This window comes from Gemmobacter aquaticus, assembly GCF_007859075.1.
In the GTDB taxonomy this organism is placed as follows: domain Bacteria; phylum Pseudomonadota; class Alphaproteobacteria; order Rhodobacterales; family Rhodobacteraceae; genus Gemmobacter; species Gemmobacter aquaticus.
On sequence record NZ_VOAK01000011.1, the window covers coordinates 187375 to 209551 of the forward strand.

Below are 22177 nucleotides of genomic sequence, written 5' to 3' on the forward strand. Positions count from 1 at the left end.
CCAAACGGCCGCCCTTTCTCTTGGCGCGTGGCATATCGAATTCGCGACTACACAAATGCCCGTCGCTGCTTATGTTGAGGGGCGAAACATCAACGACCGGGCAAAACGCGGTGGCGATCAGTGACTTGACCGAACAGTTGGGACGCAGCCTTGAGGGGCTGGTCGCGACCGTCACGGAACCTTTCAGCGACACCGTCGTTCGCCTTGGGGTGACGGGGCTGTCGCGTGCAGGCAAAACGGTGTTCATCAGCGGGCTGGTTGCGAACCTGCTGGACCGGGGGCGGATGCCGCAGCTTTCGGCAGAAGCGTCGCGGCGGATCGAGGCGGCCTATCTGCAACCTCAACCCGATGACACCATCCCACGCTTTGACTTTGAGGGCCATCTGGCCGCGCTGACCGGTGACGCTCCGCATTGGCCCGACAGCACGCGCGCCGTATCCGAATTGCGCCTGTCGTTCCGGGTCAAGCCTGCGGGGCTGATGGCCGCAATCACCGGGTCGCAAACCGTTCATCTGGATATCGTCGACTATCCCGGCGAATGGTTGCTGGATCTGGCACTGCTGGACAAAAGCTATGCCCGCTGGGCCGAGGACACGCTGACCCGCATGGCCCGGCGCCCCGAAGGTGCGGCCTATCTCGCGACGGCCCGTGCCGAGGATGGGTCGCTGCGGTTTGATGAGATGCGCGCTCAAGGGCTTGCGCAGTCCTTCACTGAATATCTGCAGGCCGCGCGCGCGGCGGGCTGGTCAGATTGCACGCCGGGCCGGTTCCTCTTGCCGGGTGAGCTCGCCGGCAGCCCGGTGCTGACCTTTGCGCCGATCCCCGAACCGGCAAGCGCCAGCCGCAGCAGCCTGTGGCACGAGATGGAACGGCGGTTCGAGGCCTACAAGTCCAAGGTGGTAAAGCCCTTCTTCAGCGCGCATTTTGCCCGGATCGACCGGCAGGTGGTGCTGGTCGATGTGCTGGGCGCGATCCATGCCGGGCCGCAGGCGCTGGAGGACTTGCGCCAGACCATGGCCGAGATCCTCTCGGCCTTCCGTCCGGGGCGGAACGGCTTTCTCTCCAGCATCCTGCTGGGGCGCCGGGTGGAAAAGATCCTGTTCGCCGCGACCAAGGCCGACCATCTGCACCAGAGCCAGCACGCTGCGCTGACGGCAATCACCGAGGCGCTGGTGCGCGAGGCGCGTGACCGTGCCGCCTTTTCGGGGGCCGAGGTGGCCGCGATGTCACTGGCCGGATTGCGCGCCACGGTGGAGGAGATGGTCGAGCGCGACGGCGAGGCCTTGCCGATGGTGCGGGGCAGGCTGCTTTCAACCGGCAAGCAGGCGGCCATGTATCCGGGCGAGCTGCCCTCTGACCCCGCGCGGCTGCTCTCGCCTGCCCGCAAGGGGGCTGACCGCTGGCTGGACGCCGACTTTGCCTTGATGGCCTTTGCGCCCGCGCGGCTGAACCTGCGGCCCGGCGAGGGCCCACCGCATATCCGGCTGGACCGCGCGGCCGAGTTTCTGATCGGAGACCGGTTGTGACCGACGACGAAACCCGTCCCTTGCGTGGCCCCGTGCTGATCGACCGGCAGGATGATGCAGACCCTGGCGCCGCGCCACCCGTGCTTGATGCCCCGGCCGAGGGGCGCGCGATGCAGACGGCGGCACGTCTTGCGGCCCGCCGTGCCTCGCCCCTTGCCCGCGCGACGTTCTGGGCTTTTGGCGCACTGTTCAGCTTTGTTCTGTCGGTCGCGGCATGGGATTTCATCGCGACACTCTTTGCGCGCAACCCGATACTGGGCAGCATCGCGCTTGTGCTGACGGCCGTGGCGGTGGGGCTGGCGCTGATCCTCGGTCTGCGCGAGTGGGGTGCCTACCTGCGTCTTGCCCGACTGGACAGCCTGCGCCATCAGGCGGCGTCCGCCCGCGCATCGGCCGATGCAAAGGCCGCGCGCAAGGCGGTAGAGCAGGTGACGGCGCTTTATGCGCACCGGCCCGAGATGAATGGCGCGCGCCTTGAACTGGCTGCCGCACATGATGACCTGTTCGACGCAGATGCGCTGATCGACCATGCCGAGCGGGTGCTGATCCTTCCGCTCGATGCGCTGGCCCGCCGCGAGATCGAGGCCGCGGCGCGGCAGGTCGCGACGGTAACGGCGCTTGTTCCCATGGCTCTGGCCGATGTGGCGACCGCGCTCTTTGCCAACCTGCGGATGATCCGCCGCATTGCCGAAATCTATGGGGGCCGGTCCGGCGGCTTTGCCTCGCTGGGCCTTTTGCGCCGGGTCTTCACCTATCTGGTGGCGACGGGGGCAGTGGCGCTGACCGATGATCTGATTGGCTCTGTCGCGGGCGGGGGCGTCCTGTCGAAACTCTCGCGCCGCTTTGGCGAAGGCGTGGTGAACGGGGCGCTGACTGCCCGTGTCGGCGTAGCCGCGATGGAACTGTGCCGCCCTTTGCCCTTCCACGTCGCCGGACGACCGGGTGTGTCGATGCTTGTCTCGCGCGCGCTGGCGGGCCTTTTTGACCGCGGGGGCAGGTCAGAGGGCGGGGAATCCTGACTCGTCACCGCCGCCGCAGGTGATAACGTGGCCACAGGTTGCGGAGAGAGAGTGAATGGACGGGTTGCTTGCCTTGCTGGCAATTGTAGTGCTGGCGATCCCGGTCGGGGTCATCGTTCTGTTCGTGATGGTGGCCCGACTGCGGGCGCGCACATCGGTGCTTGAGGCCGAGGTCGCGCGCCTGCGGGCAGGATCACAAAGCCCGATCACCCCGGACCTGGCACCAGCCGCGCCTGCTCCCGCTTCCCCTCCCATGCTGGCCGACGAGCCCATCGTCCTGGAAGAGGCAACCATCAAAGAAGCAGGCCCCGCGCCCGCAGTGCTTGGCGCCCGCGTCGTGGTTGCCGAACCAGAGGCCGCGCCGATAACTGAACAGGACCGCCCGTTGGTGATCCGACGGGATCGTCTGGCCGCATTGGTGCGCTGGCTGCGTGAGAACTGGGTGATCGCAGTCGCCGCGGCCTCACTTGCGCTGGCGGGCGTGTTTTTCGTGCAGTACGGCATCGAAAAGGGCCTGCTGCCCCCGCCTGCGCGGGTTGCTGCCGCCATCCTGTTCGGCCTTTCGCTGATTGGCGGGGGAGAGTGGCTGCGCAGGCGCGATGCGGGCGCGGTCGACACGCCGTCGAGCCCGATCGCCGCTGCGCTTTGCGGAGCAGGAGTTGTGGCAGTCTTTGCCGGCGTGGCTGCCGGGCGGCTGATGTACGGGCTTTACGGTCCGGGCGTCACTTTCGCGGGCCTTGGGCTTGCCGCTGCCGGCGCGATCTTTCTCGGCTGGCGCCATGGCCCGCTGCTGGTTGCTGTGGGTCTGATCGGCGGTGCAGCCACACCCTTTTTGCTGGATGGCGGGACAAATGCGCCGGACTGGCTCTATGTTCATTACTTGCTGCTCGTCATGGTGGGCCTTGCGGTCGACAGTTTCCGCCGCTGGGCATGGGTCTCTGTTCTGGCGCTGGTGCTGGGACATCTGGGGCTCAACGCCATGTTCAGCTCCGGCGCCTCGCTTTCGGGCTGGTTGGTCAGCCTGTCGGTCAGCACCTTCCTTGCCATCATTCTGCCCGAACGGACCCTGATCCCCGCGCATGACGGGCCGGGCGTTCTGCGCGCACTTTGGCGGCGCGACGGACGGTGGCCCAACTTCCCGGTGCGACTTGCAGTGGGGAACCTGATCTTTGTCGTCCTAAGCCTTGTGTGGTTTGCCAACTTCGGCACCGACGGCACACTCGCCTTCATCCTTCTCGCGGGTCTTGCGGTCGGGCTTCTTGTCTGGGCCGAGCGTGCCGACGGGCTTGAGGATCTCGCCCTGATCGCCGCTCTCGGGTTTCTGGCCAAGCTCGCACTGGCCCGACCGATGATCTGGACATTTGCCGAGCAAGCCATCGCGCTGCGCCCGCCCGAGACATCGGCGCCGGGGACGGTCACATTCCTTCTGGTGCTTGCGGCCCTGATCAGTGCGGCTTCGGCATGGCGCAGCCTTCGTTCCAGGGCGCTGCCTTATGCGCTTGGCGCGGTCATGGTCGCACCGCTTGCGGTGGCGACGCTTGAGTTCCTGTGGCAACCGGCTCCGGTTCTGGGGGACTTCGGCTGGGCGCTGCATGTCATGGCCGTGGCCGCGGGCATGGTCGGCCTTGCCGTGGCCTTTGCGCGCGCCGACGCTAAGCCCGGTCGGCGCAGCGCATGGGCGACCTTGTCGGCGCTGTCATTGATTGCGCTTGCGCTTTTCCTGCTGACATCGGCGGCGGCGCTGACGCTGGCACTCGCCGTGCTGCTGGTTACGGCAACCGCGCTTGACCGCCGGTTCGAGCTGCCGGAAATGGGCTGGTTCGTGCAACTTGGGGCTGCGGTCCTGTCGTGGCGTCTGGTTGCGGATCCGGGTATCAATTGGGCCGAGGTTGCGCCTACTGCTGCGGTACTCGCCGCCTATCTGGGTGTTGCAGCCGCCTGCTGGGCCGGGCTGCGCTTGCTGCCAGAGACGCGAGTGATGCCGCGTGCGGTTCTGGAAAGCCTGGGGCTGGCGGCGCTTGCGCTTTTGGTGAACGTGCTTGTCCTGCGGCTACTTCGTCCCGCTGGTGAGGCTGTTGATCCGGCCAATACCTGGATCGACCTCAATCAGACACACTGGGGATCAAGTCTGCACGCCTTGCCGTGGATTATTCTGGGGGCGACCCAACTCTGGCGCGCGGGTGCGGTGCAGGGTTTCAATCGCACGCTCAGACTGGGCATCGCGGCACTGGCGGGGCTGGTGGCCGCGCTTGGCCTGCTTGCGGCACTGGTGCCCTACAATCCGCTGATCAGCCCCTCGCCAGAGTATCGCGGCGGCCTCGTTCTGGGGCCCGCGATACTTGACAGCCTTGCGCTGGCCTATGCCCTGCCGGGGCTGTTGGCTCTGGTGCTGGCCGGTGTGCTGAAGGTCTTGCCGCCACAGGTCCGGCGTGCCCTGCGGCTTGCCGGGATCGTGCTCTGCATCACTTATGTCGGGCTCGAGATTCGCCGCCTGTGGCATGGTCCCTGGATCGGTGGCAGCGATGTCCTTCCGGCCGAGCTCTACAGCTACACCCTCGCCATGTTGCTTGCAGGGGCGGTTCTGCTCTGGCAGGCGCTCGCGCGGCGTTCGGTGCCGCTGCGCCGGATTGCCATGGCGGTCATTGGCCTGACGGTGGTCAAGGTGTTCCTGTGGGATGCCGCCGGGCTGACCGGCCTTCTGCGGGTGGTCAGTTTCGCGGGCCTTGGTCTGGGACTCGCCGGCCTCGCCTGGCTTAATCGCTGGGCGGCGCAGAGCGTTTCAGAGCCGCGGGACGGTGTCTGACGGGCGCTCGGCATCGGCCAGCCCCATCGACAGGGCCCGACCGATGCGATGGGCAACCGTCGACCAGGGGCGCGCGACCTCGGGTGGCAGGGTGCGGGCCAGCACCTCGTCAAAAAGCGCGAGCCAGATCGGGAAATGCGCGGCCTCAACATTCCCGGCCTGTCTGTGCACCATCAGGGGCGAGCCGTGATAGTTCCGTTCGTGCAGGATCGCATTGCGCCAGAAGCGACCGATCTTGGCCTCATGGGCGGGCCAGTCCTGCACATGCGTGGCAAACACCGGTCCCAGCACCGGATGCGCCCGCACCGCCGCATAGAAGGCCGCAACCTGCGTATCGATCTGCGCGGGCGTCACGGGAAAGGCAGGCGGAAAGGCTGACATTGACGAACTCCTCGGGCTCTATCGCAGATGCTGCTTTCGGCTGCCGGCGCCAAGGCGACCGATCGCCGCGCCTTCTTTCCTTTTCCAAGTATCCTCAGGGGGTGAATTGCCGAAAGGCAAGAGGGGGCGCGAGCGCCCCCTCCCTGTTTCTTGCAGGCGCTGCCGCCTCAGCCGTTGATGCGGATACGCTCGTTCTTCGGGTCGAAGGGGCTGTCCTCGACAACCACGGCGTCCCATTCCTTGAGTTGCATCTTGATCTTGAGCTTCGTGCCGACGGCCGCCAGTTCGGGGCTGACATAGCCCATGCCGATCTGCTTGCCGAAGGCCACCGAATAGCCGCCCGAGGTCAGACGGCCGACCTTGACGCCATCCTTCAGGATCGCCTCCTTGCCCCACGGGTCTGCATCCGCCGGCCCGTCAATCAGAAGCGTTACGCAGAGCGAGCGGATGCCCTTGTCGAGCATCGCCTGCTTGCCACGGAAGTCTTTCGAAAGGTCCACAAAACGGTCCAGCGCGGCTTCCAGGGGCGTTGCGTCACGACCCAGCTCGTTGCCGAAGGCGCGGTAGCTTTTCTCTTGGCGCAGCCAGTTCTGGGCGCGGGCGCCAACGCCCTTGAGCCCGTGCTTTTCACCCACCGACCAGAGCAGATCCCACAGGTAGCGGCCGAACTCGATCGGGTAGTGGAGCTCCCAGCCCAGCTCGCCCGTATAGGCCACGCGCACCGCCCGGACCGGGCACATGCCCAGTTCGATGTCACGGTAGCTCAGCCACGGGAAGCGCTTGTTCGAAAGGACCGTCTCAGGCTCGGCATCCTTGACGATCTCTTTCAGCAAGGCCCGCGCATTCGGCCCGGCGAGGGCGAAGACGCCCCATTGGGTCGTCACGTCGTGGATGTCGATGTATCCGCCGCCTGCCGCCATGAAGTCTTCGGCCGATTTCTGCAGGAAGTCAGCGTCATAGGCGGTCCATGCGCCAGCAGAGATCAGATAGTACTCGTTCTCTTTCAGCCGGACGATGGTGTATTCCGTGCGGGTGGTCCCCGCATCGGTCAGGGCGTAGGTCAGGTTGATACGGCCAACCGCCGGCAGCTTGTTGCAGGTGAAGTGATCCAGGAAGGCGGTGGCGCCGGGGCCGCGGACCAGATGCTTGGTAAAGGCCGAGGCATCGATGATGCCCACGGTATTGCGGATCGCCTCGGCTTCGGCCTTGGCATAGGGCCACCACGCGCCGCGCCGGAAGCTGCGGCTGTCATGGTCGAAATCGGCGGGCGCGTCTTTGGGCCCGTAGTAGTTCGGGCGTTCCCAGCCGTTCACCTGCCCCATCTGCGCGCCCATCTCGATCTGGCGGTCATAGGCCGGGGCGGTGCGCAGCGGGCGGCAGGCTTCACGCTCTTCGTCGGGGTGGTGCAGGATGAAGACGTGCTCGTAGCACTCTTCGTTCTTGCGCGCGGCATACTCGGTGGTCATCCAGTTGCCGTAGCGCTTGGGGTCGAGGCTCGCCATGTCGATCTCGGCTTCGCCATCGACCATCATCTGGGCGAGGTAGTAGCCCGTGCCGCCCGCCGCGGTGATGCCGAAGCTGAAGCCTTCGGCGATCCACATGTTGCGCAGGCCCGGCACCGGTCCGACCAGCGGGTTGCCATCGGGGGTGTAGCAGATCGGGCCGTTGAAATCGTCCTTCAGACCCACGGTTTCCGAGGTCGGGATGCGGTGGATCATCGACATGTATTCCGCCTCGATCCGCTCCAGATCCAGCGGGAACAGGTCGGCGCGGAAGGCCTCTGGCACGTCATAGAGGAAGCGGGCAGGGGCATTGCGCTCATAGGGGCCAAGGATCCAGCCGCCGCGTTCCTCGCGGACATACCATTTGGCATCGGCGTCGCGCAGCACCGGGTGTTCGGGGTTGCCGGCCTTGCGCCATGCGACCAGCGCCGGGTCGGGCTCGGTCACGATATACTGGTGCTCGACCGGGATCGCCGGGATCTTGACGCCCAGAAGGCGCGCGGTGCGCTGTGCATGGTTGCCGGTCGCGGTGACGACATGTTCGGCCACGATCTCGAAATGGTCGTCCGAGGCGACCAGCATCCCGCCCTTTTCCACCATGCGGGTGCAAGAGACGACCCATTCGCTGCCGGTCCAGCGATAGCCGTTGACCTGCACCTTGCGCTCGATATGGGCGCCATGCTGACGGGCGCCCTTGGCCATGGCCTGCGTCACGTCGGCGGGGTTGATATAGCCGTCCTGCGGGTGGAAGAGCGCGCCCTTCAGATCCTCGGTGCGTACCAGCGGCCAGCGCTCCTTGATCTGCGCGGGCGTCAGGAACTCGTGATAGACCCCGGCGGTTTCCGCGACCGAGGAATAGAGCATGTATTCATCCATCCGCGCGTCGGTCTGCGCCATGCGCAGGTTGCCGCAGATGGAGAAGCCAGCGTTCAGGCCCGTTTCCGCCTCGAGCGATTTGTAGAAATCGACCGAGTACTTGTGGATGTGGGTGGTGGCGAAAGACATGTTGAACAGCGGCAGAAGGCCAGCGGCGTGCCAGGTCGAGCCGCTGGTCAGTTCGTCGCGTTCCACGAGCATGGTGTCCCAGCCCGCTTTGGCCAGATGATAGGCGATGCCGTTCCCGACGGCACCGCCGCCGACGACAAGGGCTTTGACATGGGTTTTCATGGGCGCGACTCCGTTAGCGCTGCAATCCTTGCCCCATGAATGCCACGGACAGCACTTTGCGACCAAGGCTGTCCGACCTGTTGTGGCGAAAAACGACATGCACCTCTGATGGCGACGGTTGGCGCGACCTTGACGATTCCTCAATCCGAAGGCATGCCGGTGCGATGACTGCCCGCCTTTTGTGCCTGCATTGCCTTGCGCGGATCGCCAGCCTGATGCTGGTGATGCCGTTTGTCATGCTTTCGCTGGTGGCGCAGGGCTACATGCCTGTGCAGGGGGCTGGTGGCGGTATCACGATGGTCATCTGCTCGGTTGATGGGCCGGTCAGCATGTCCATTGATCCTGTCACCGGTGAAGAGCTTGGCCACAAGGCGCCCAAGGACGGGCGGTGTTCCTGGGCGCAGATGACGTCGGCAGTTGTGATTGCCGACATGCCGATGGTGTCTCCACCCGTCATGCTGAGCCGCGCGGTGGTGCCCGCGAGCCCGGATAATCTTTGGCGTCCGGCGTTTGATCCGCGCGGCCTATTTGCGCGCGGGCCCCCTGCAACCGTCTGATCTGAAAATCCAATCGCAAATTCAGACGGAGTATCCGCATGTCTACCCAAACGCCCGGCCAGACGGCCGAAGGCGGCGCAAGCCGCATCAACAAGCTCTATTTCGCAGTCTGGCGCTGGCATTTCTATGCCGGGCTGTTCGTGATTCCCTTCATCGTGCTTCTTTCGGTGACGGGGATCATCATGGTCTGGTTCAGCGCAATCTCGCCCGAGTATGGCGAGCGGTTGCATGTAAGCGCGGGCGCCGAAATGCCGATCATCGCGCAGGCCGAGGCGGCAGCCGCCCATGCCGGCGGCACGGTCGATCAATACATTGCCCCCTACAGCGCCGAAAATCCGGCCCTGTTCCGGGTGCAGACCGAAGCGGGCGCGCGCATCCTTGCGCTTGACCCGGCGACCGGCACGGTTCTGCGCGACACGGCAGAAGGCGATACCTGGGAGGAATGGGCCAATCATCTGCATGGCGAGTTGATGCAGGTTGGCGAGGCGAAATTCTACGGCGATCTGCTGGTCGAGATTGCGGCCTCGGTCGCGCTTCTGCTGGTGGTGACCGGGCTCTACCTTGCCTGGCCGCGGGGCGGGCGTGGCTTTTCCTCGATGCTGGTGCCTGATCTGCGTGCGCAGGGGCGGGCATTCTGGAAGTCGCTCCACCTGAGTATCGGTACCTGGGTCAGCGTGTTCCTGATCATCTTCCTGATCTCGGGCCTGTCGTGGGCGGGGATATGGGGGGGCAAGTTCGTGCAGGCCTGGTCGACCTTCCCGGCCGAAAAATGGGACGCCGTCCCCTTGTCGGATGCCACCCATGCCAGCATGAACCACACCGCAAGCGAAACCGTGCCGTGGGCGCTGGAGCAGACCCCGATGCCGGCTTCGGGGTCGGACGCGGGCGTGGCGGGAACTGCCGAAGGCGCGCCGGTCGATCTGGCCTCGGTCACGGCTCTGGCGCGGGAGCTTGGCTTCGACGGGCGGTTCCAACTGGCCTTCCCTGCCGATGAGTCCGGCGTGTGGACGATCAGCCGCGACAGCATGTCGAACGACAGCCCCGATCCGACCAGCGACCGCACGGTGCATGTTGATCGCTACACCGGTCATATCCTCGCCGATGTCAAATTTGCCGACTACGGCCTTGCCGGCAAGGCGATGGCGGTGGGTATTCCGTTCCACATGGGGCTGATGGGCTGGTGGAGTGCAGCGCTGAACATCGCGCTCTGCCTGATCTTCATCGGACTGGCGGTCTCGTCTGTCATCGTGTGGGTCAAGCGCCGCCCCTCGGGTGCTGCCCGCCTTGCAGCACCTCCGCGTCCCGATCTGGTGCCTTTGACCAAAGGGGTGGTGCTGATCGCGCTGGTGATGGCGATGGCCTTCCCGGTGCTGGGCCTGACGCTGCTGGCAGTGCTGGCCTTTGACCTGATCGTGCTGGGCACCGTACCGCCGCTGCGTCGGGCGCTGTCCTGACAGACCCCAGTCGTTTTGACGATTGGCCGGGTGCCCGATGGGTGCCCGGCCTTTCTCCTATCCACGCCGCCGCGACAAACCTGCGACCAGCGCAAAGGCCACGGCCGCCACCGCCACGATCGACGGGCCCGCCGGCGTATCCATGTGCAGCGAGAGGCCCAGCCCCCCCGCAACGGCCGCTGCCCCCACGACCGAGGCAAGCACCGCCATCGCCTCGGGGCTGCGCGCAAGCCCGCGCGCTGCGGCCGCCGGGATGATGAGCATGGCCGCGATCAGAAGCGCCCCCACCACCTTCAGCGCCACTGCGACGGTCAAGGCCAGCGCGAGCGTCAGGACAAGCCGTTCACGGTCGGGGTTGATGCCCGAAGCCGCCGCCAGATCCTCGTTCAGCGTCGCCGTAAGCAGGGCCGACCAACGCCAGACCAGCAGCGCCACAACTGCCAGCGCGCCCAGCCAGATGAAGGCCAGATCGGTGCGCGATACGGCAAGGATATCGCCGAACAGATAGGCCGACAGATCTGTCCGCGCCTCGGGCACGAAGCTTGCGGCAAGCAGGCCAAAGGCCAGCGCCGAATGGGCCAGCACGCCCAAGGTGGTATCCATCGCCCAGCCCCGTGCGGCAAGCGTTGCCACCGCCACCGCGACCCCCAGTGACACAACCAACGTGCCAAGCCCGATCGGTAGATCAAGCGCCAGCGCCAGCGCCACCCCCAGAATCGCGGCATGCGCGGTTGAATCGCCGAAATACGCCATGCGCCGCCAGACGACGAAAGCGCCAAGCGGACCCGTGGCCAGCGCAACGCCGACGCCGGCCAGCAGCGCGCGGAACAGAAAATCATCCAGCATGATGATGGTGCCCATGCTTGTCATCGTGCGCATGCGCATGATCGTGATCATGCGTATGATCATCGTGGGTATGGTCGTGGTCATGGACGTGCTGATAGAGCGCGAGCGCCCCTTGCGTGCCCAGACCGAACAGGGCCCGATACTCTGGCGCGTTGGAAACAACACGCGGCGTGCCCTCGCAGCAGATATGGCCGTTCAGGCAGATGACGCGGTCAGATGCGCTCATCACCACATGCAGGTCATGGCTGACCATCAGCACAGCCGCACCCGTCTCGTCCCGGACCTCATCAATCAGCCGGTAGAAGGCCGCCTCACCGGGCTGATCAAGGCCTTGCGTCGGCTCGTCCAGCACCAGAAGCTCTGGCCGGGTCAACAGCGCGCGCGCCAGAAGAACCCGCTGGAACTGCCCGCCCGAAAGTCCGGTCATCGGCCGGTCTGCCACCTCGGGCACACCAACGCGGGTCAGCATCGCCTGCGTTTCCGCCTGAGTGTGGCGACCGGGAAGCGACAGGAACCGGCTCGCCGAAAGCGGCATGGTGCGGTCGATGTGCAGCTTTTGTGGCATATAGCCGATCCGCAGGCCCGGCCGCTGGCTGACCGCGCCATGGCTGACCGGCAGGATGCCCAGAAGGGCGCGTAGAAGCGTAGACTTGCCAGAGCCATTCGGGCCGAGGATCGTTACGATCTCACGCGGGGCGATTTGCATCGACACGTCATGCAGCACCTCTTGCCCGCCAACGCGGACACAGATGTTGCGGGCCTCGATCAGCGCGGTCATGCCGTGTCCCCACAGTTTGGGCAAAGCCCGATGGCCTCGATACTGGCGCGCTCGACCGTGAAGCCGAGCGCTGCGGCTGTTTCGTCCAGCGCGGCGCGGATCGGGGTCACCGGGGCCTCGGCAACCGTGTCGCAGACGCGGCAGATCAAAAAAGCCGGGGCATGTGCCTCGCCCGCATGCATGCAGGCGGTAAAGGCGTTCAGGCGCTGAATCCGGTGTGCGAGACCCTGCTCGACAAGGAAATCCAGCGCGCGATAGGCGACGGGGGGCTGATTGCCGAACCCCTCGGCGGCAAGGCGCTGCAGCACGTCATAGGCCCCCATCGCCCGATGCGCCTCCAGCAGAATCTCCAGCACCCGACGCCGCACCGGGGTCAGTCGCGCGCCATTCGCGGCGGTGATCGCCTCGGCCCGGGCCATCACATCGCCAGTGCAATGCGCGTGGTCATGCGCGTGGAAGGTCGGATGCATCGCGGCCTCTTGACGTGTTATAGTATTACATACATAGATGCCCGGCCGCAGATGCGAAAGGGGACACGATGCGTTATATCATATCCGTTGCGATTGCCAGTATGGCTGCAACCGCCGCCACGGCCGAGGTTCCGCGCGTGGTGACCGATTTCGCTCCGGCGCAGGGCCTTGTCGCGATGGTCATGGGTGGCCTCGGCTCTCCGGAAATGCTGCTGGAGCAGGGGGCGAACGCACATGACTTCCAGTTGCGCCCCTCGCAGGCGGCGGCACTGGCCGATGCCGATCTGGTGGTCTGGATGGGCCCCGAGATGTCGCCGTGGCTTGACCGCTCACTTGATGGCCTCGACGGCGGGGCAGAGCTGCGCCTGCTGGCGGTAGAGGGCACGCACCTGCAGCCCTTTGGGGACAGTGCCCCGCATGACCATACTGATCATGACGATCACACGGATCACGCCGAGCATGAAGATCATGACGGCCACGGCACCGAAGCGGTTGATGATCATGACCACGACGGCATGGACCCGCACGCGTGGCTAGACCCTGCGAACGGGATGCATTGGCTGGACGCAATCGCCGCCGAACTTGCCCGCCTTGATCCCGAGAACGCCGCGACTTATGCCGCCAATGCCGCCTCTGGCAAGACGCGCATCACCGAGGCGGATGCTGACCTTGCCCAACAGCTTGCCCCGCTTCACGACCGCCCGTTCGTGGTGTTTCATGACGCATATGGATACTTCACCGCGCATTATGGGCTGACATTGGCAGGTTCAGTTGCTGCTGGCGATGCAACATCCCCCGGTGCCGCGCATCTGAAGGAGTTGCAAGAGGCCGCCGGATCGACCGCTCTTTGCCTGTTCCCCGAAGCGGGCCATGACCCGAAGCTGCTGGCACAGATGGCCGAGTTGACCGGTGTCAAACTGGGCGGGGCGCTTGACCCCGAAGGCGTAACGGTTGCGCCGGATGCGGGGGCTTATCTGGCGGTCTTGAACGGAGTGGCCGACACGCTGCTCGCCTGTCTGGCCGAGGGCTGAGACGCGCGGGGCTTGACTGCACACCCCGACCGCCTGTTGATAGCGCAAACGGAACGGGAGGGGTGCATGATCCGCGATTTTGGCCGAACAGAGGCCGGAGACATGGTGCAAGCCATCACGCTACGGGCGGGGGGCCTCTCGGCCACGGTGCTGACGCTGGGTGCGATCCTGCAGGATGTCCGGCTCGATGGCGTTGGCTACGGCCTTACGCTTGGCTCCGACAATGTGGCCGACTATCAGGGGCCGATGCGGCACCACGGATCGCTTGTCGGACCGGTCGCCAACCGCATCGGCGGCGCGCGGGCTCAGGTGGGCGGCAAGGAATGCCGGTTTCCGGCCAATCAGGCTGACCGGCATACCCTGCATTCCGGTGGGGCGGGCACGCAGTTCAAACTGTGGAAGATCGGATCGGCCAGCGAGACGCGGCTGGTGCTGACGTTGGACCTGCCCGATGGCGAGGGCGGATTTCCGGGCAACCGGCATGTCACGGCCGAATGGCAGATCGAGGCCCCGGCAACCTTGCGCCTGACGGTGACCACGACGACCGACGCCGAGACCATCGTGAACTTCACCAACCATTCCTACTGGAATCTTGACGGCAGTGCCGAATGGGCGGGCCATACCCTGCGCATCGCAGCCGATCATGTGACCGAGGTGGACGAGGACCTGATCCCGACGGGACGGCTTCTTGCACTGACCGACACCGATCTCGATTTGCGACAAGGGCGCATCATCAGCCCGCAGTCGCCGTCGCTCGATACTAACTTCTGCCTGTCGGATGCGCCCACATCGATGCGCGACGTGCTGTGGTTGACCGGCCCAAGCGGTGTGACGATGGTTGTCGCCACGACCGAACCCGGCATTCAGGTCTATGACAACCGCAAGCCCGGTCGTCCCGGTCGCCCCGCATGGGAAGGTCTGGCGATCGAGCCGCAGCACTGGCCGGACAGCCCGAACCAACCCGCCTTTCCAACGGTCACGGTGCCGGCAGGCGGCAGCAAGGTTCAGGCGATGGAGTGGCGCTTCTCGGTCTGAGGTTGGCGCAGGGCGAACTGCGCCCTCGGCGAAGGGTACGGCGAGGGGACAAAAAGGCAGTCCCGCTCTCTTTCCTTTCTCCAAATATCCTCGGGGGGTGAGCCCGAAGGGCGAGGGGGGCAGACAGCCCCCCTTTCTCGTCAGATGCCGGGGGCTGACCCGTCGGCACCTTCGAACCATTGTACGATGGCCTGCCGCTCGGCGGGCTCGATATAGCTCAGGTTCGCGGGCGGCATGGCATGGGTGATGCCTGCTTGCAGGTAGATGCGCTTCGCCTCATGTGCGATCTGTTCGGGCGTTTCCAGAACGACGCCCTTGGGCGCCCAGTAGAGGCCCTCCCATGAGGGCTCGGCCGCGTGGCACATCGAACAACGCCCCTGCACGATCGAGGTGACATCCTCAAACCCCGGAGCCGACGCGTAGACCAGAGCTTGCGGGCCCAGCGTGGCCTGCTGCTCTGCCTCGGGCGCCTCATGCCGGATCGAGGACAGCCAGGCGATGACCAGCATCAGAAGCACGGTAACAGCCCAGGTCCAGTGCGGATTGCCCTGACGCGCATGGTGGGTGTTGAACCAGTGCCGGATCGAGACACCCATCAGGAACACGAGGCAGGCAATCACCCAGTTCCATGGCGTGGCAAAAGCCAGCGGATAGTGGTTCGACAGCATGAGGAAAATGACCGGCAGCGTCAGGTAGTTGTTGTGGGTCGAACGCTGCTTGGCAATCTTGCCGTACTTCGGATCGGGCTTCCGGCCGGCCTTGAGGTCGGCCACCACGATGCGCTGGTTCGGCATGATGATGAAGAAGACGTTGGCCGACATGATGGTGGCGGTGAACGCACCCAGATGAAGCAGCGCCGCGCGGCCCGAAAAGACCGATGTGTAGAAGTAGCTCATGCCCACCAGCACCACGAAAAGCGCAAGCATGACCGCCGTCTGGTTGGCATTCACAAAGGTCTTGCAGATCGTGTTGTAGGCGATCCAGCCAAAGGCGAGCGAGGCGACAGAGATACCGATGGCCTGCCAGATCTCCAACTCCATGACATTGGGATCGACAAGATAGAATTCGGCGCCGAGGTAGTAGACCAGCACCAGCATAAGAAAGCCGGTGATCCAGGTCATGTAGCTTTCCCATTTGAACCATACGAGGTGGTCGGGCATCGACGCAGGCGCGACGAGATACTTCTGGATATGGTAGAATCCACCACCGTGGACTTGCCATTCCTCGCCATCGGCGCCGCTGGCGAGGTTGCGGTCGCGGTGAAGCCCAAGGTCCAGCGCGATGAAGTAGAAGCTCGACCCGATCCAGGCGATGGCCGTGATCACATGGGTCCAGCGGACGGCGAACTCGATCCATTCTCCGATCACGGCAAAATCATACATCGACCGACCTCTCTGATGGCTGTTGAAAAAGGTATACCGACGCGCATCTTTTCGGATAATTCCATCAAATACGGGATCACTTTCAAAAGCTCGAAGAAAATGGCGGGGCGCGCGCATGTCCTATGTGAACAACGTCAAGATGTTCGTCCGTGTCTATGAATTGGGCAGCATGAGTGCGGCAGCCCGGGATCAGCGGACCTCTCCGGCCGTGGCCTCGTCGCGGATAACCGAGCTTGAAAAGCATCTTGGCGTGCGGCTTTTCAACCGCACGACGCGAAGCCTCCAGCCAACAGAGAATGGTCGCATCTTCTATGACGGGGCGCGCAAAGTGCTCGAGGCGATCGACGAGGCCGAGGCGGCGGTGGTCGATGTCACCCAGAATCCGCGTGGCACGATCTTTGTCGCCGCCCCCCTCGGGATCGGGCGCCGGTTCATCGGGCCGCAGGTGCCCGCCTTCAAGGATCACTACCCGCAGATCGATGTGCGTCTGCGCCTGTCGGACCGGAATGTCGATGTCACGGCCGAGGGGCTGGACGTGGCCTTCCATCTGGGCATCCTCGAGGATTCGACGCTGAAGGTGCGTCTGGTTGCCGATTGCCCCCGCGTGCTGTGCGCCTCGCCGGCCTATATTGCGCGGCGGGGCAATCCGGTCGATGGCGCGGCGCTGGTCGAGGATCGGCACGAATGCCTGAACCTGCGTTTTCCTGGCGCGCGTGAATTCCAGTGGACCTTGCAGACACCCGAAGGGCCGCGCCGTTTTGAGATCGCGGGCCCGTTTGAGACGGACGATGGCGATGTGCTGACCGGTTGGGCACTGGACGGGCGCGGCATCGTGATGAAGCCGATCTTCGAGGTGGCCGAGTATCTGCGCGACGGGCGGCTTGTGCCGGTTGCCACGGCCACGCCGCCGCTTGCAACGCAACTCTCATGCCTCAGCCAGCACCGGCGGTTTCGTGATCCGAAAATCCGGCTCTTCGTGGATTTCATGATTGCGCGGATCAAGGCCGACATGGCGCAGCGGATGCAGGAGTTGCGAACCGGGGCGCCTGATACAGGACCCACGCATGCCGATTGACCCGAACAGTATCTGCGTGGTGGCCAATCCGGGTTCCGGGCGCAACAGCCGCGACGCCGCCGCCATCGAGCGCGCAATGGCGGCCTTTGGTCCTGGCGTCGAGTTGCGGCGCTGGCGCAAGGGCGATGATCTGGATGCCTTCGTTCGCATGGCGGTTGCGGATGGCCATTCGACCATCGTGGCTGCCGGGGGCGATGGGACGGTGATGGGGGTCGCGCATGCGCTGCTTGGCACCAATGTAAACCTCGGTGTGCTGCCGCTTGGGACCTTCAACTACTTTGCCCGCGGCCTCAGCCTGCCGCAGGAGCCAGAGGCCGCGGCCCGTGCCATTCTGGGCGGGCACACCCGGCGTATCTCGGCCGGTACGGTGAACGGGCAGCTTTTCCTGAACAACGCAAGCCTTGGGATCTATCCCACGATCCTGCAGGCGCGCGAGGACATCTACGCGCGTTGGGGCCGTTCGCGTATCATGGCGCATTGGTCGGTGGCGCGCACCCTCGTGCGGTTTCAGCGCCCGATGCGGATGCGCCTGACAGCCGACGGACACCTGCAGGACCTGCGCACGCCGCTCGTGTTCGTGGCGCGATCCGCCTATCAGCTGGAGCGCTTTGGCCTTCAGGGCGCGCAGGCGATCAGCGATGACAAGTTCGCGGTCTTTGTCGTTCACGGGGGCACGCGGTGGGACCTGTTCAAGCTTGCGATGCGTCTGGCATTGCGCCGGGTGCAGGTGGGGCGGGATGTCGATCTGATCTACGCGCATGACCTGACGGTCGAGACCGGCCGCACCCGCCCGCGCGTTGCTTTCGATGGCGAAAAGCGTCGCATGTCTGACCCGCTGGAGTTCCGGATCGAGCCGATGGCGCTGTCGATCATCGTGCCCGACGCGGCCGACAAGGTTGCCGTATGACGCGAATCGTTCATGTGTCGGACCTGCATTTCGGGGCAACATCCGAAGGGCTTCTGGCGCCGCTTTGTTCCCGTATCGCCGATCTTTCGCCTGACCTTGTGGTCATCTCGGGCGATCTGACCCAGCGGGCGCAGTCACATCAATTCGCCGAGGCGCGCGACTTCATCGACCGGCTTGGTGTGCCGGTGCTGTGCATTCCGGGCAACCACGATATCCCGTTATGGAACATCGCCGCCCGCCTGATCTGTCCCTGGCGCGCGTGGCGCCAGGGCCTTGCGCGCGATCTGGAAGGCGTTTGGCAGGATGCGCAGGTGATCGTCGCGGGGATCAACACCGCCAATCCGCTGGCCTGGAAGCAGGGCCGCATCACCGCGGCGATGCTCGATCGGTTGGAGGCGTTGTTTGCCACTGCCGGAGACAGGTTGCGGATCGTGGCGATGCATCACCCGCTTGAACACCTGCCGGGAGAGGAGCAATGGCTGATGCAGGGGGCTGAACTCGCGCTGCGCCGCTTGCCGGAGATGGGGGTGCGGATGGTGCTGTCGGGACATATCCATGTCAGTCATGCAGGGCCTTTTACCGCAGCACCGGGGCTTTTGTTCGTGCAGGCCGGGACGGGGCTTTCCTGGCGCCGCCGGGCCGAGGCCAATGCCTTCAATCTGCTCGACATTCGCGACAAGGCGATCGAGGTGCAGACAATCCTCGCGGATGAGACGGGAGCCTTTGCCGCCGTCGGGCGGGCGCATAGCTTTCCGCATGTCGTCGCTTGAACCCGTACTGGTGCCGCTGCCCTTTGCCGTGGACTATGCCCCCGGCGTGGGCGGCACACTGGTCATGGTGTTTTCGAGCATAGGCCACGATCCTGACCGCATGCCGGAACCAGAGTTCAGGCAGATGGCTGTGCGCGGCGGGCGTGGTGCGCTGTTCATCCGCGACGCAAGCCGCAGTTGGGCCAATGCGCCCGAGTTCGACAGCGTCGTACGGTCTGCCCTGCACCATGCCATGTCGCGCCAGAAGTTGACGCGGATCGTGGCGATTGGTGTCTCGATGGGTGCGTTTTCGGCGCTGGTCGCAGCGTCCCTGCTGCCCATCGATGCGGTTCTGGCGATAGGCCCGCAGTTCAGCATCGACCCGGCCGTCCTTGACGAGCCGCGCTGGCGCGACCATGCGCAGCGCGTGGGCATGTTCCGCCGGCCCGTCTGCCCGCTGCCCGCGCGTCCATGGATTTGCCTGATGCATGGACTTGCCGATGATGGGGTGCAGGCCATGTCCTTCCCGCTTCAACGGGGCGTCGACCATATCCTGTTTGATGGCATCACGCATGGCAGGCTTGGTCCGCACCTGAAGCAGACGGGCCTTCAGGGGCTTGTCGATGCGCTGGTCACAGGCGATCGTCGGAGGCTTTTGCGCATCGCCAGAGCAGCGGGCGGCAGGCGCCGTCAGCTTCCACGATAGGTGGAATAGGCGAAAGGCGAGATCAGCAGCGGCACATGGTAGTGCTGGCTTGGGTCGGGGATGCCAAAGCGTATCGGGATCTCGTCCAGAAACAACGTGCCCTCAGCCGCTTGTCCGCTGGCGCGCAGATAGTCGCCTGCACAGAACACCAGTTCATAGCTGCCCTCGGTCAGCTTGTCGCCCGCCAGCATGGGCGCATCGGTCCGGCCGTCGGCATTGGTCACCGTCTCGGCAATCTTGCGGTGACTGTTGCCGCTGATCCGGTAGAGCATGATCTTGACCCCTGCCGCAGGCTTGCCCCGCGCTGTATCCAGAACATGTGTCGTCAGCCGGCCCTCTGCCATGGTGCTTCCTTCCTTGATGAACCCGGGCGCAGTTTGCAGCCAAACCGCCCGTCTGGCGATCACGCAGTTGCTGAATAGGTCTTTAGTGGTTTTTTTGAAAAAAGTTTTCGTATCTGGCGCCTAATCTGTGCCCAAGACAGAGGTGATACATGGCAAATCGTTACCCCCGAGACTTCAGAGGCCACGGGCCGAATCCGCCAGATGCGGCATGGCCGGGCGGCGCAAGGATCGCCGTTTCCATCGTCCTGAACTATGAAGAGGGGGGCGAGAACAACCTGCTGCATGGTGATGCAGCCAGTGAGGCGTTCCTCTCTGACATCGCTGGTGCCGCGCCCTGGCCCGGTATGCGCCACTGGAACATGGAATCGATCTACGATTACGGCGCGCGCGCAGGCTTCTGGCGCCTGCACCGGCTGTTCACCGAACGCAGTATCCCGGTCACCATCTATGGCGTAACCTCCGCACTTGCGCGCAATCCCGAACAGGTCGCCGCGATGAAGGCCGCCGGGTGGGAGATCGCAAGCCACGGCCTGAAATGGGTCGATCACCGCGACATGCCGGAAGAGGAAGAGGCCCGCCAGATCGCCGAAAGCTTCCGCCTGCATGAAGAGGTGGTCGGCACGCCGCCGCGCGGCTGGTACACCGGGCGCTGCTCGATGAACACCGTGCGCCTGACGGCCGAAACCCGGCAGCTTGACTGGATCTCCGACACCTATGACGATGATCTGCCCTATTGGCGCGAAGTGGGCGATCACGATCAACTGGTGATCCCCTACACGCTTGAAGCCAATGACATGCGGTTTGCGACGGCGCCCGGATACATCACCGGCGAGCAGTTCTATCAGTATCTGAAAGACAGCTTCGACGTGCTCTATGCCGAGGGGCAGGCCGGGCAGGCGAAGATGTTCTCCATCGGCCTGCACAATCGTCTGATCGGGCGGCCGGGCAAGATCGCTGGGCTCATCCGGTTCCTTGACTATGCACAATCGCACGAAGGCGTCTGGTTTCCGCGCCGGATCGACATTGCCGATCACTGGCGAAAGACCCATCCGCACAAGCGGTTCGAGCGGCCTTCTCAGATGACGCGCGACCGCTTTGTCGAACGCTTTGGTTCAATTTTCGAACATTCGCCCTGGATCGCCGAACGCGCCTTTGATCTTGAGCTTGGCCCGGCGCATGACACAGCCACGGGTCTGCACAATGCGCTGGCGCGGATGTTCCGCGCGGCGAGTGCGGACGAGCGGCTTGGCGTCCTGCGCGCCCACCCCGACCTTGCGGGAAAACTCGCACAGGCCAAACGCCTGACGGCTGAAAGCACCGCCGAGCAGGCCAGCGCCGCGCTGGATGCGCTGACAGATGAAGAGCGCGCAACCTTCCAGCGGTTGAATGACGACTACGTCGCGCGTCACGGCTTTCCGTTCATCATCGCCGTGCGCGACAATACCAAGGCCTCGATCCTCGCGGCGTTCAACGCGCGCATCGCCAATGACAACGCCACCGAGTTCGCGACCGCCTGCGCTCAGGTCGAGCGCATCGCGGAACTGCGGCTGAAGGACATTCTGCCATGACCACCTACTACGCCCCTCCCGGTGGCCTGCCGCCGCAATCTGCGCTGATGACGCAACGCGCGGTCTTTACGCCTGCCTATGCCTTCATCCCGAAGGGCTGCTTTTCAGACATCGTCACCAGCGCACTGCCGGGCTGGACCAACACGCGCCTCTGGCTGATTGCCCGCCCGATGTCGGGGTTTTCGGAAACCTTTAGCCAATATGTGATGGAGGTCGGCCCCGGTGGCGGCTCCACCGCGCCCGAGCCCGAAAGCGGCGCCGAGGGCGTGATCTTCATGACCGAGGGCGAGATCTGGCTCTCGATCGACGGGAAAGAGCATGACCTTGGCCCGGGCGGCTATGCCTACCTGCCGGCAGGTTGCGTCTGGCAAGTGCGGAACGCCAGGTCCGCGCCCGCGCGCTTTCACTGGGTCCGCAAGCTCTATGAAGCTGCCCCCGGTGTCCCCGCGCCCGAGGCATTCGTGACGAATGAGCAAAACATCGCCCCCAATGCCATGCCGGAAACGCAGGGAAAATGGGCCACCACCCGCTTTGTCGAGCCTGACGATCTGCGTCACGACATGCATGTGAACATCGTGACCTTCCAGCCCGGTGGCCTGATCCCGTTCGAGGAAACCCATGTGATGGAGCACGGCCTTTACGTGCTTGAAGGCAAGGCGGTCTACAAGCTCAATCAAGACTGGGTCGAGGTCGAGGCCGGCGATTTCATGTGGCTGCGCGCCTTCTGCCCGCAGGCCTGCTATGCGGCTGGTCCGGGTCGCTTCCGCTATCTGCTCTACAAGGACGTGAACCGCCACGCAAAGCTGCGCGGCACCGGGGCGTTTGGCCGATGATCCGGGTGGCCGCCCCAATCTTCTTTTTCAAAGTATCCTCTGGG

At 64.7% G+C, this 22177-nt stretch carries 20 protein-coding genes; 13 read left to right on the forward strand and 7 right to left on the reverse strand.

Annotated elements, in window-relative coordinates:
- Positions 1-110 precede the first annotated feature (110 nt).
- The 3 genes from FQU74_RS02930 to FQU74_RS02940 are packed head-to-tail and all read left to right on the forward strand — an operon-like array spanning position 111 to position 5348.
- The gene (locus tag FQU74_RS02930; protein WP_170246190.1) at positions 111-1526 is read left to right on the forward strand and encodes a YcjX family GTP-binding protein; all 1416 of its coding nucleotides are present in this window, start codon (positions 111-113) and stop codon (positions 1524-1526) included.
- Positions 1523-2545, forward strand: coding sequence for a YcjF family protein (locus FQU74_RS02935; protein ID WP_146284939.1), 1023 nt, complete (start codon positions 1523-1525; stop codon positions 2543-2545). The genes FQU74_RS02930 and FQU74_RS02935 overlap by 4 nt, the downstream gene beginning before the upstream one ends.
- 55 nt (positions 2546-2600) lie before the next feature.
- Positions 2601-5348 (forward strand): DUF2339 domain-containing protein, encoded by a 2748-nt coding sequence (locus tag FQU74_RS02940; RefSeq protein WP_146284940.1) that lies wholly within the window; start codon positions 2601-2603, stop codon positions 5346-5348.
- On the opposite strand, the gene FQU74_RS02945 is transcribed toward FQU74_RS02940, so the two are convergent.
- The gene (locus FQU74_RS02945; protein ID WP_146284941.1) at positions 5325-5729 is read right to left on the reverse strand and encodes a group III truncated hemoglobin; all 405 of its coding nucleotides are present in this window, start codon (positions 5727-5729) and stop codon (positions 5325-5327) included. The genes FQU74_RS02940 and FQU74_RS02945 overlap by 24 nt on opposite strands.
- A gap of 167 nt (positions 5730-5896) precedes the next feature.
- Positions 5897-8398, reverse strand: coding sequence for a GcvT family protein (locus FQU74_RS02950; RefSeq protein ID WP_146284942.1), 2502 nt, complete (start codon positions 8396-8398; stop codon positions 5897-5899).
- Positions 8399-8562: 164 nt separating this feature from the next.
- On the opposite strand from FQU74_RS02950, the gene FQU74_RS02955 reads away from it, so the two are divergent.
- Together FQU74_RS02955 and FQU74_RS02960 are read left to right on the forward strand one after the other, a co-directional pair.
- On the forward strand, positions 8563-8955 hold the full coding sequence (locus FQU74_RS02955) for a hypothetical protein (protein ID WP_146284943.1): 393 nt from the start codon (positions 8563-8565) through the stop codon (positions 8953-8955).
- A gap of 38 nt (positions 8956-8993) precedes the next feature.
- Complete coding sequence (locus tag FQU74_RS02960; RefSeq protein WP_146284944.1) at positions 8994-10409, forward strand: PepSY-associated TM helix domain-containing protein; 1416 nt, start codon at positions 8994-8996, stop codon at positions 10407-10409.
- A gap of 57 nt (positions 10410-10466) precedes the next feature.
- Here FQU74_RS02960 and FQU74_RS02965 read toward each other — a convergent pair whose 3' ends face one another.
- The 3 genes from FQU74_RS02965 to FQU74_RS02975 are packed head-to-tail and all read right to left on the reverse strand — an operon-like array spanning position 10467 to position 12503.
- Positions 10467-11255 carry a metal ABC transporter permease gene (locus FQU74_RS02965; protein ID WP_146286185.1) on the reverse strand — a complete coding sequence of 263 codons (789 nt, stop codon included), beginning with the start codon at positions 11253-11255 and terminating at the stop codon, positions 10467-10469.
- Positions 11245-12033 (reverse strand): metal ABC transporter ATP-binding protein, encoded by a 789-nt coding sequence (locus FQU74_RS02970; RefSeq protein ID WP_146284945.1) that lies wholly within the window; start codon positions 12031-12033, stop codon positions 11245-11247. Before FQU74_RS02970 ends, FQU74_RS02965 begins: the two co-directional genes overlap by 11 nt.
- Positions 12030-12503 (reverse strand): Fur family transcriptional regulator, encoded by a 474-nt coding sequence (locus FQU74_RS02975; RefSeq protein ID WP_146284946.1) that lies wholly within the window; start codon positions 12501-12503, stop codon positions 12030-12032. Before FQU74_RS02975 ends, FQU74_RS02970 begins: the two co-directional genes overlap by 4 nt.
- Positions 12504-12571: 68 nt before the next feature.
- Here FQU74_RS02975 and FQU74_RS02980 point away from each other — a divergent pair, with 68 nt between their 5' ends.
- Both FQU74_RS02980 and FQU74_RS02985 read left to right on the forward strand, forming a co-directional pair.
- Positions 12572-13534, forward strand: a complete 963-nt coding sequence (locus FQU74_RS02980; RefSeq protein ID WP_146284947.1) for a zinc ABC transporter substrate-binding protein — start codon at positions 12572-12574, stop codon at positions 13532-13534.
- 66 nt (positions 13535-13600) lie between these two features.
- Complete coding sequence (locus FQU74_RS02985; protein ID WP_229704329.1) at positions 13601-14569, forward strand: aldose epimerase family protein; 969 nt, start codon at positions 13601-13603, stop codon at positions 14567-14569.
- 140 nt (positions 14570-14709) lie between these two features.
- Here FQU74_RS02985 and FQU74_RS02990 read toward each other — a convergent pair whose 3' ends face one another.
- Complete coding sequence (locus FQU74_RS02990) at positions 14710-15951, reverse strand: urate hydroxylase PuuD (RefSeq protein ID WP_146284948.1); 1242 nt, start codon at positions 15949-15951, stop codon at positions 14710-14712.
- Positions 15952-16066: 115 nt separating this feature from the next.
- On the opposite strand from FQU74_RS02990, the gene FQU74_RS02995 reads away from it, so the two are divergent.
- The 4 genes from FQU74_RS02995 to FQU74_RS03010 are packed head-to-tail and all read left to right on the forward strand — an operon-like array spanning position 16067 to position 19388.
- On the forward strand, positions 16067-17026 hold the full coding sequence (locus tag FQU74_RS02995) for a LysR family transcriptional regulator (protein WP_146284949.1): 960 nt from the start codon (positions 16067-16069) through the stop codon (positions 17024-17026).
- Positions 17016-17933 carry a diacylglycerol/lipid kinase family protein gene (locus FQU74_RS03000; RefSeq protein ID WP_146284950.1) on the forward strand — a complete coding sequence of 306 codons (918 nt, stop codon included), beginning with the start codon at positions 17016-17018 and terminating at the stop codon, positions 17931-17933. Before FQU74_RS02995 ends, FQU74_RS03000 begins: the two co-directional genes overlap by 11 nt.
- Positions 17930-18703: a metallophosphoesterase family protein gene (locus FQU74_RS03005; protein WP_146284951.1), complete on the forward strand. Its 774-nt coding sequence runs from the start codon at positions 17930-17932 to the stop codon at positions 18701-18703. Before FQU74_RS03000 ends, FQU74_RS03005 begins: the two co-directional genes overlap by 4 nt.
- A complete protein-coding gene (locus FQU74_RS03010; RefSeq protein ID WP_146284952.1) occupies positions 18690-19388 on the forward strand; it encodes an alpha/beta fold hydrolase in 699 nt (232 codons plus the stop codon). Before FQU74_RS03005 ends, FQU74_RS03010 begins: the two co-directional genes overlap by 14 nt.
- Here the strand turns inward: FQU74_RS03010 and uraH are convergent.
- Positions 19373-19732, reverse strand: a complete 360-nt coding sequence (gene uraH, locus FQU74_RS03015; protein WP_146284953.1) for a hydroxyisourate hydrolase — start codon at positions 19730-19732, stop codon at positions 19373-19375. The two genes, FQU74_RS03010 and uraH, sit on opposite strands and share 16 nt — an antisense overlap.
- Before the next feature lie 149 nt (positions 19733-19881).
- Between uraH and puuE the strand changes: the two genes are divergently transcribed.
- Together puuE and FQU74_RS03025 are read left to right on the forward strand one after the other, a co-directional pair.
- Complete coding sequence (gene puuE, locus FQU74_RS03020) at positions 19882-21300, forward strand: allantoinase PuuE (protein WP_146284954.1); 1419 nt, start codon at positions 19882-19884, stop codon at positions 21298-21300.
- A complete protein-coding gene (locus FQU74_RS03025) occupies positions 21297-22133 on the forward strand; it encodes a bifunctional allantoicase/(S)-ureidoglycine aminohydrolase (RefSeq protein WP_146284955.1) in 837 nt (278 codons plus the stop codon). Before puuE ends, FQU74_RS03025 begins: the two co-directional genes overlap by 4 nt.
- Positions 22134-22177: the final 44 nt, after the last annotated feature.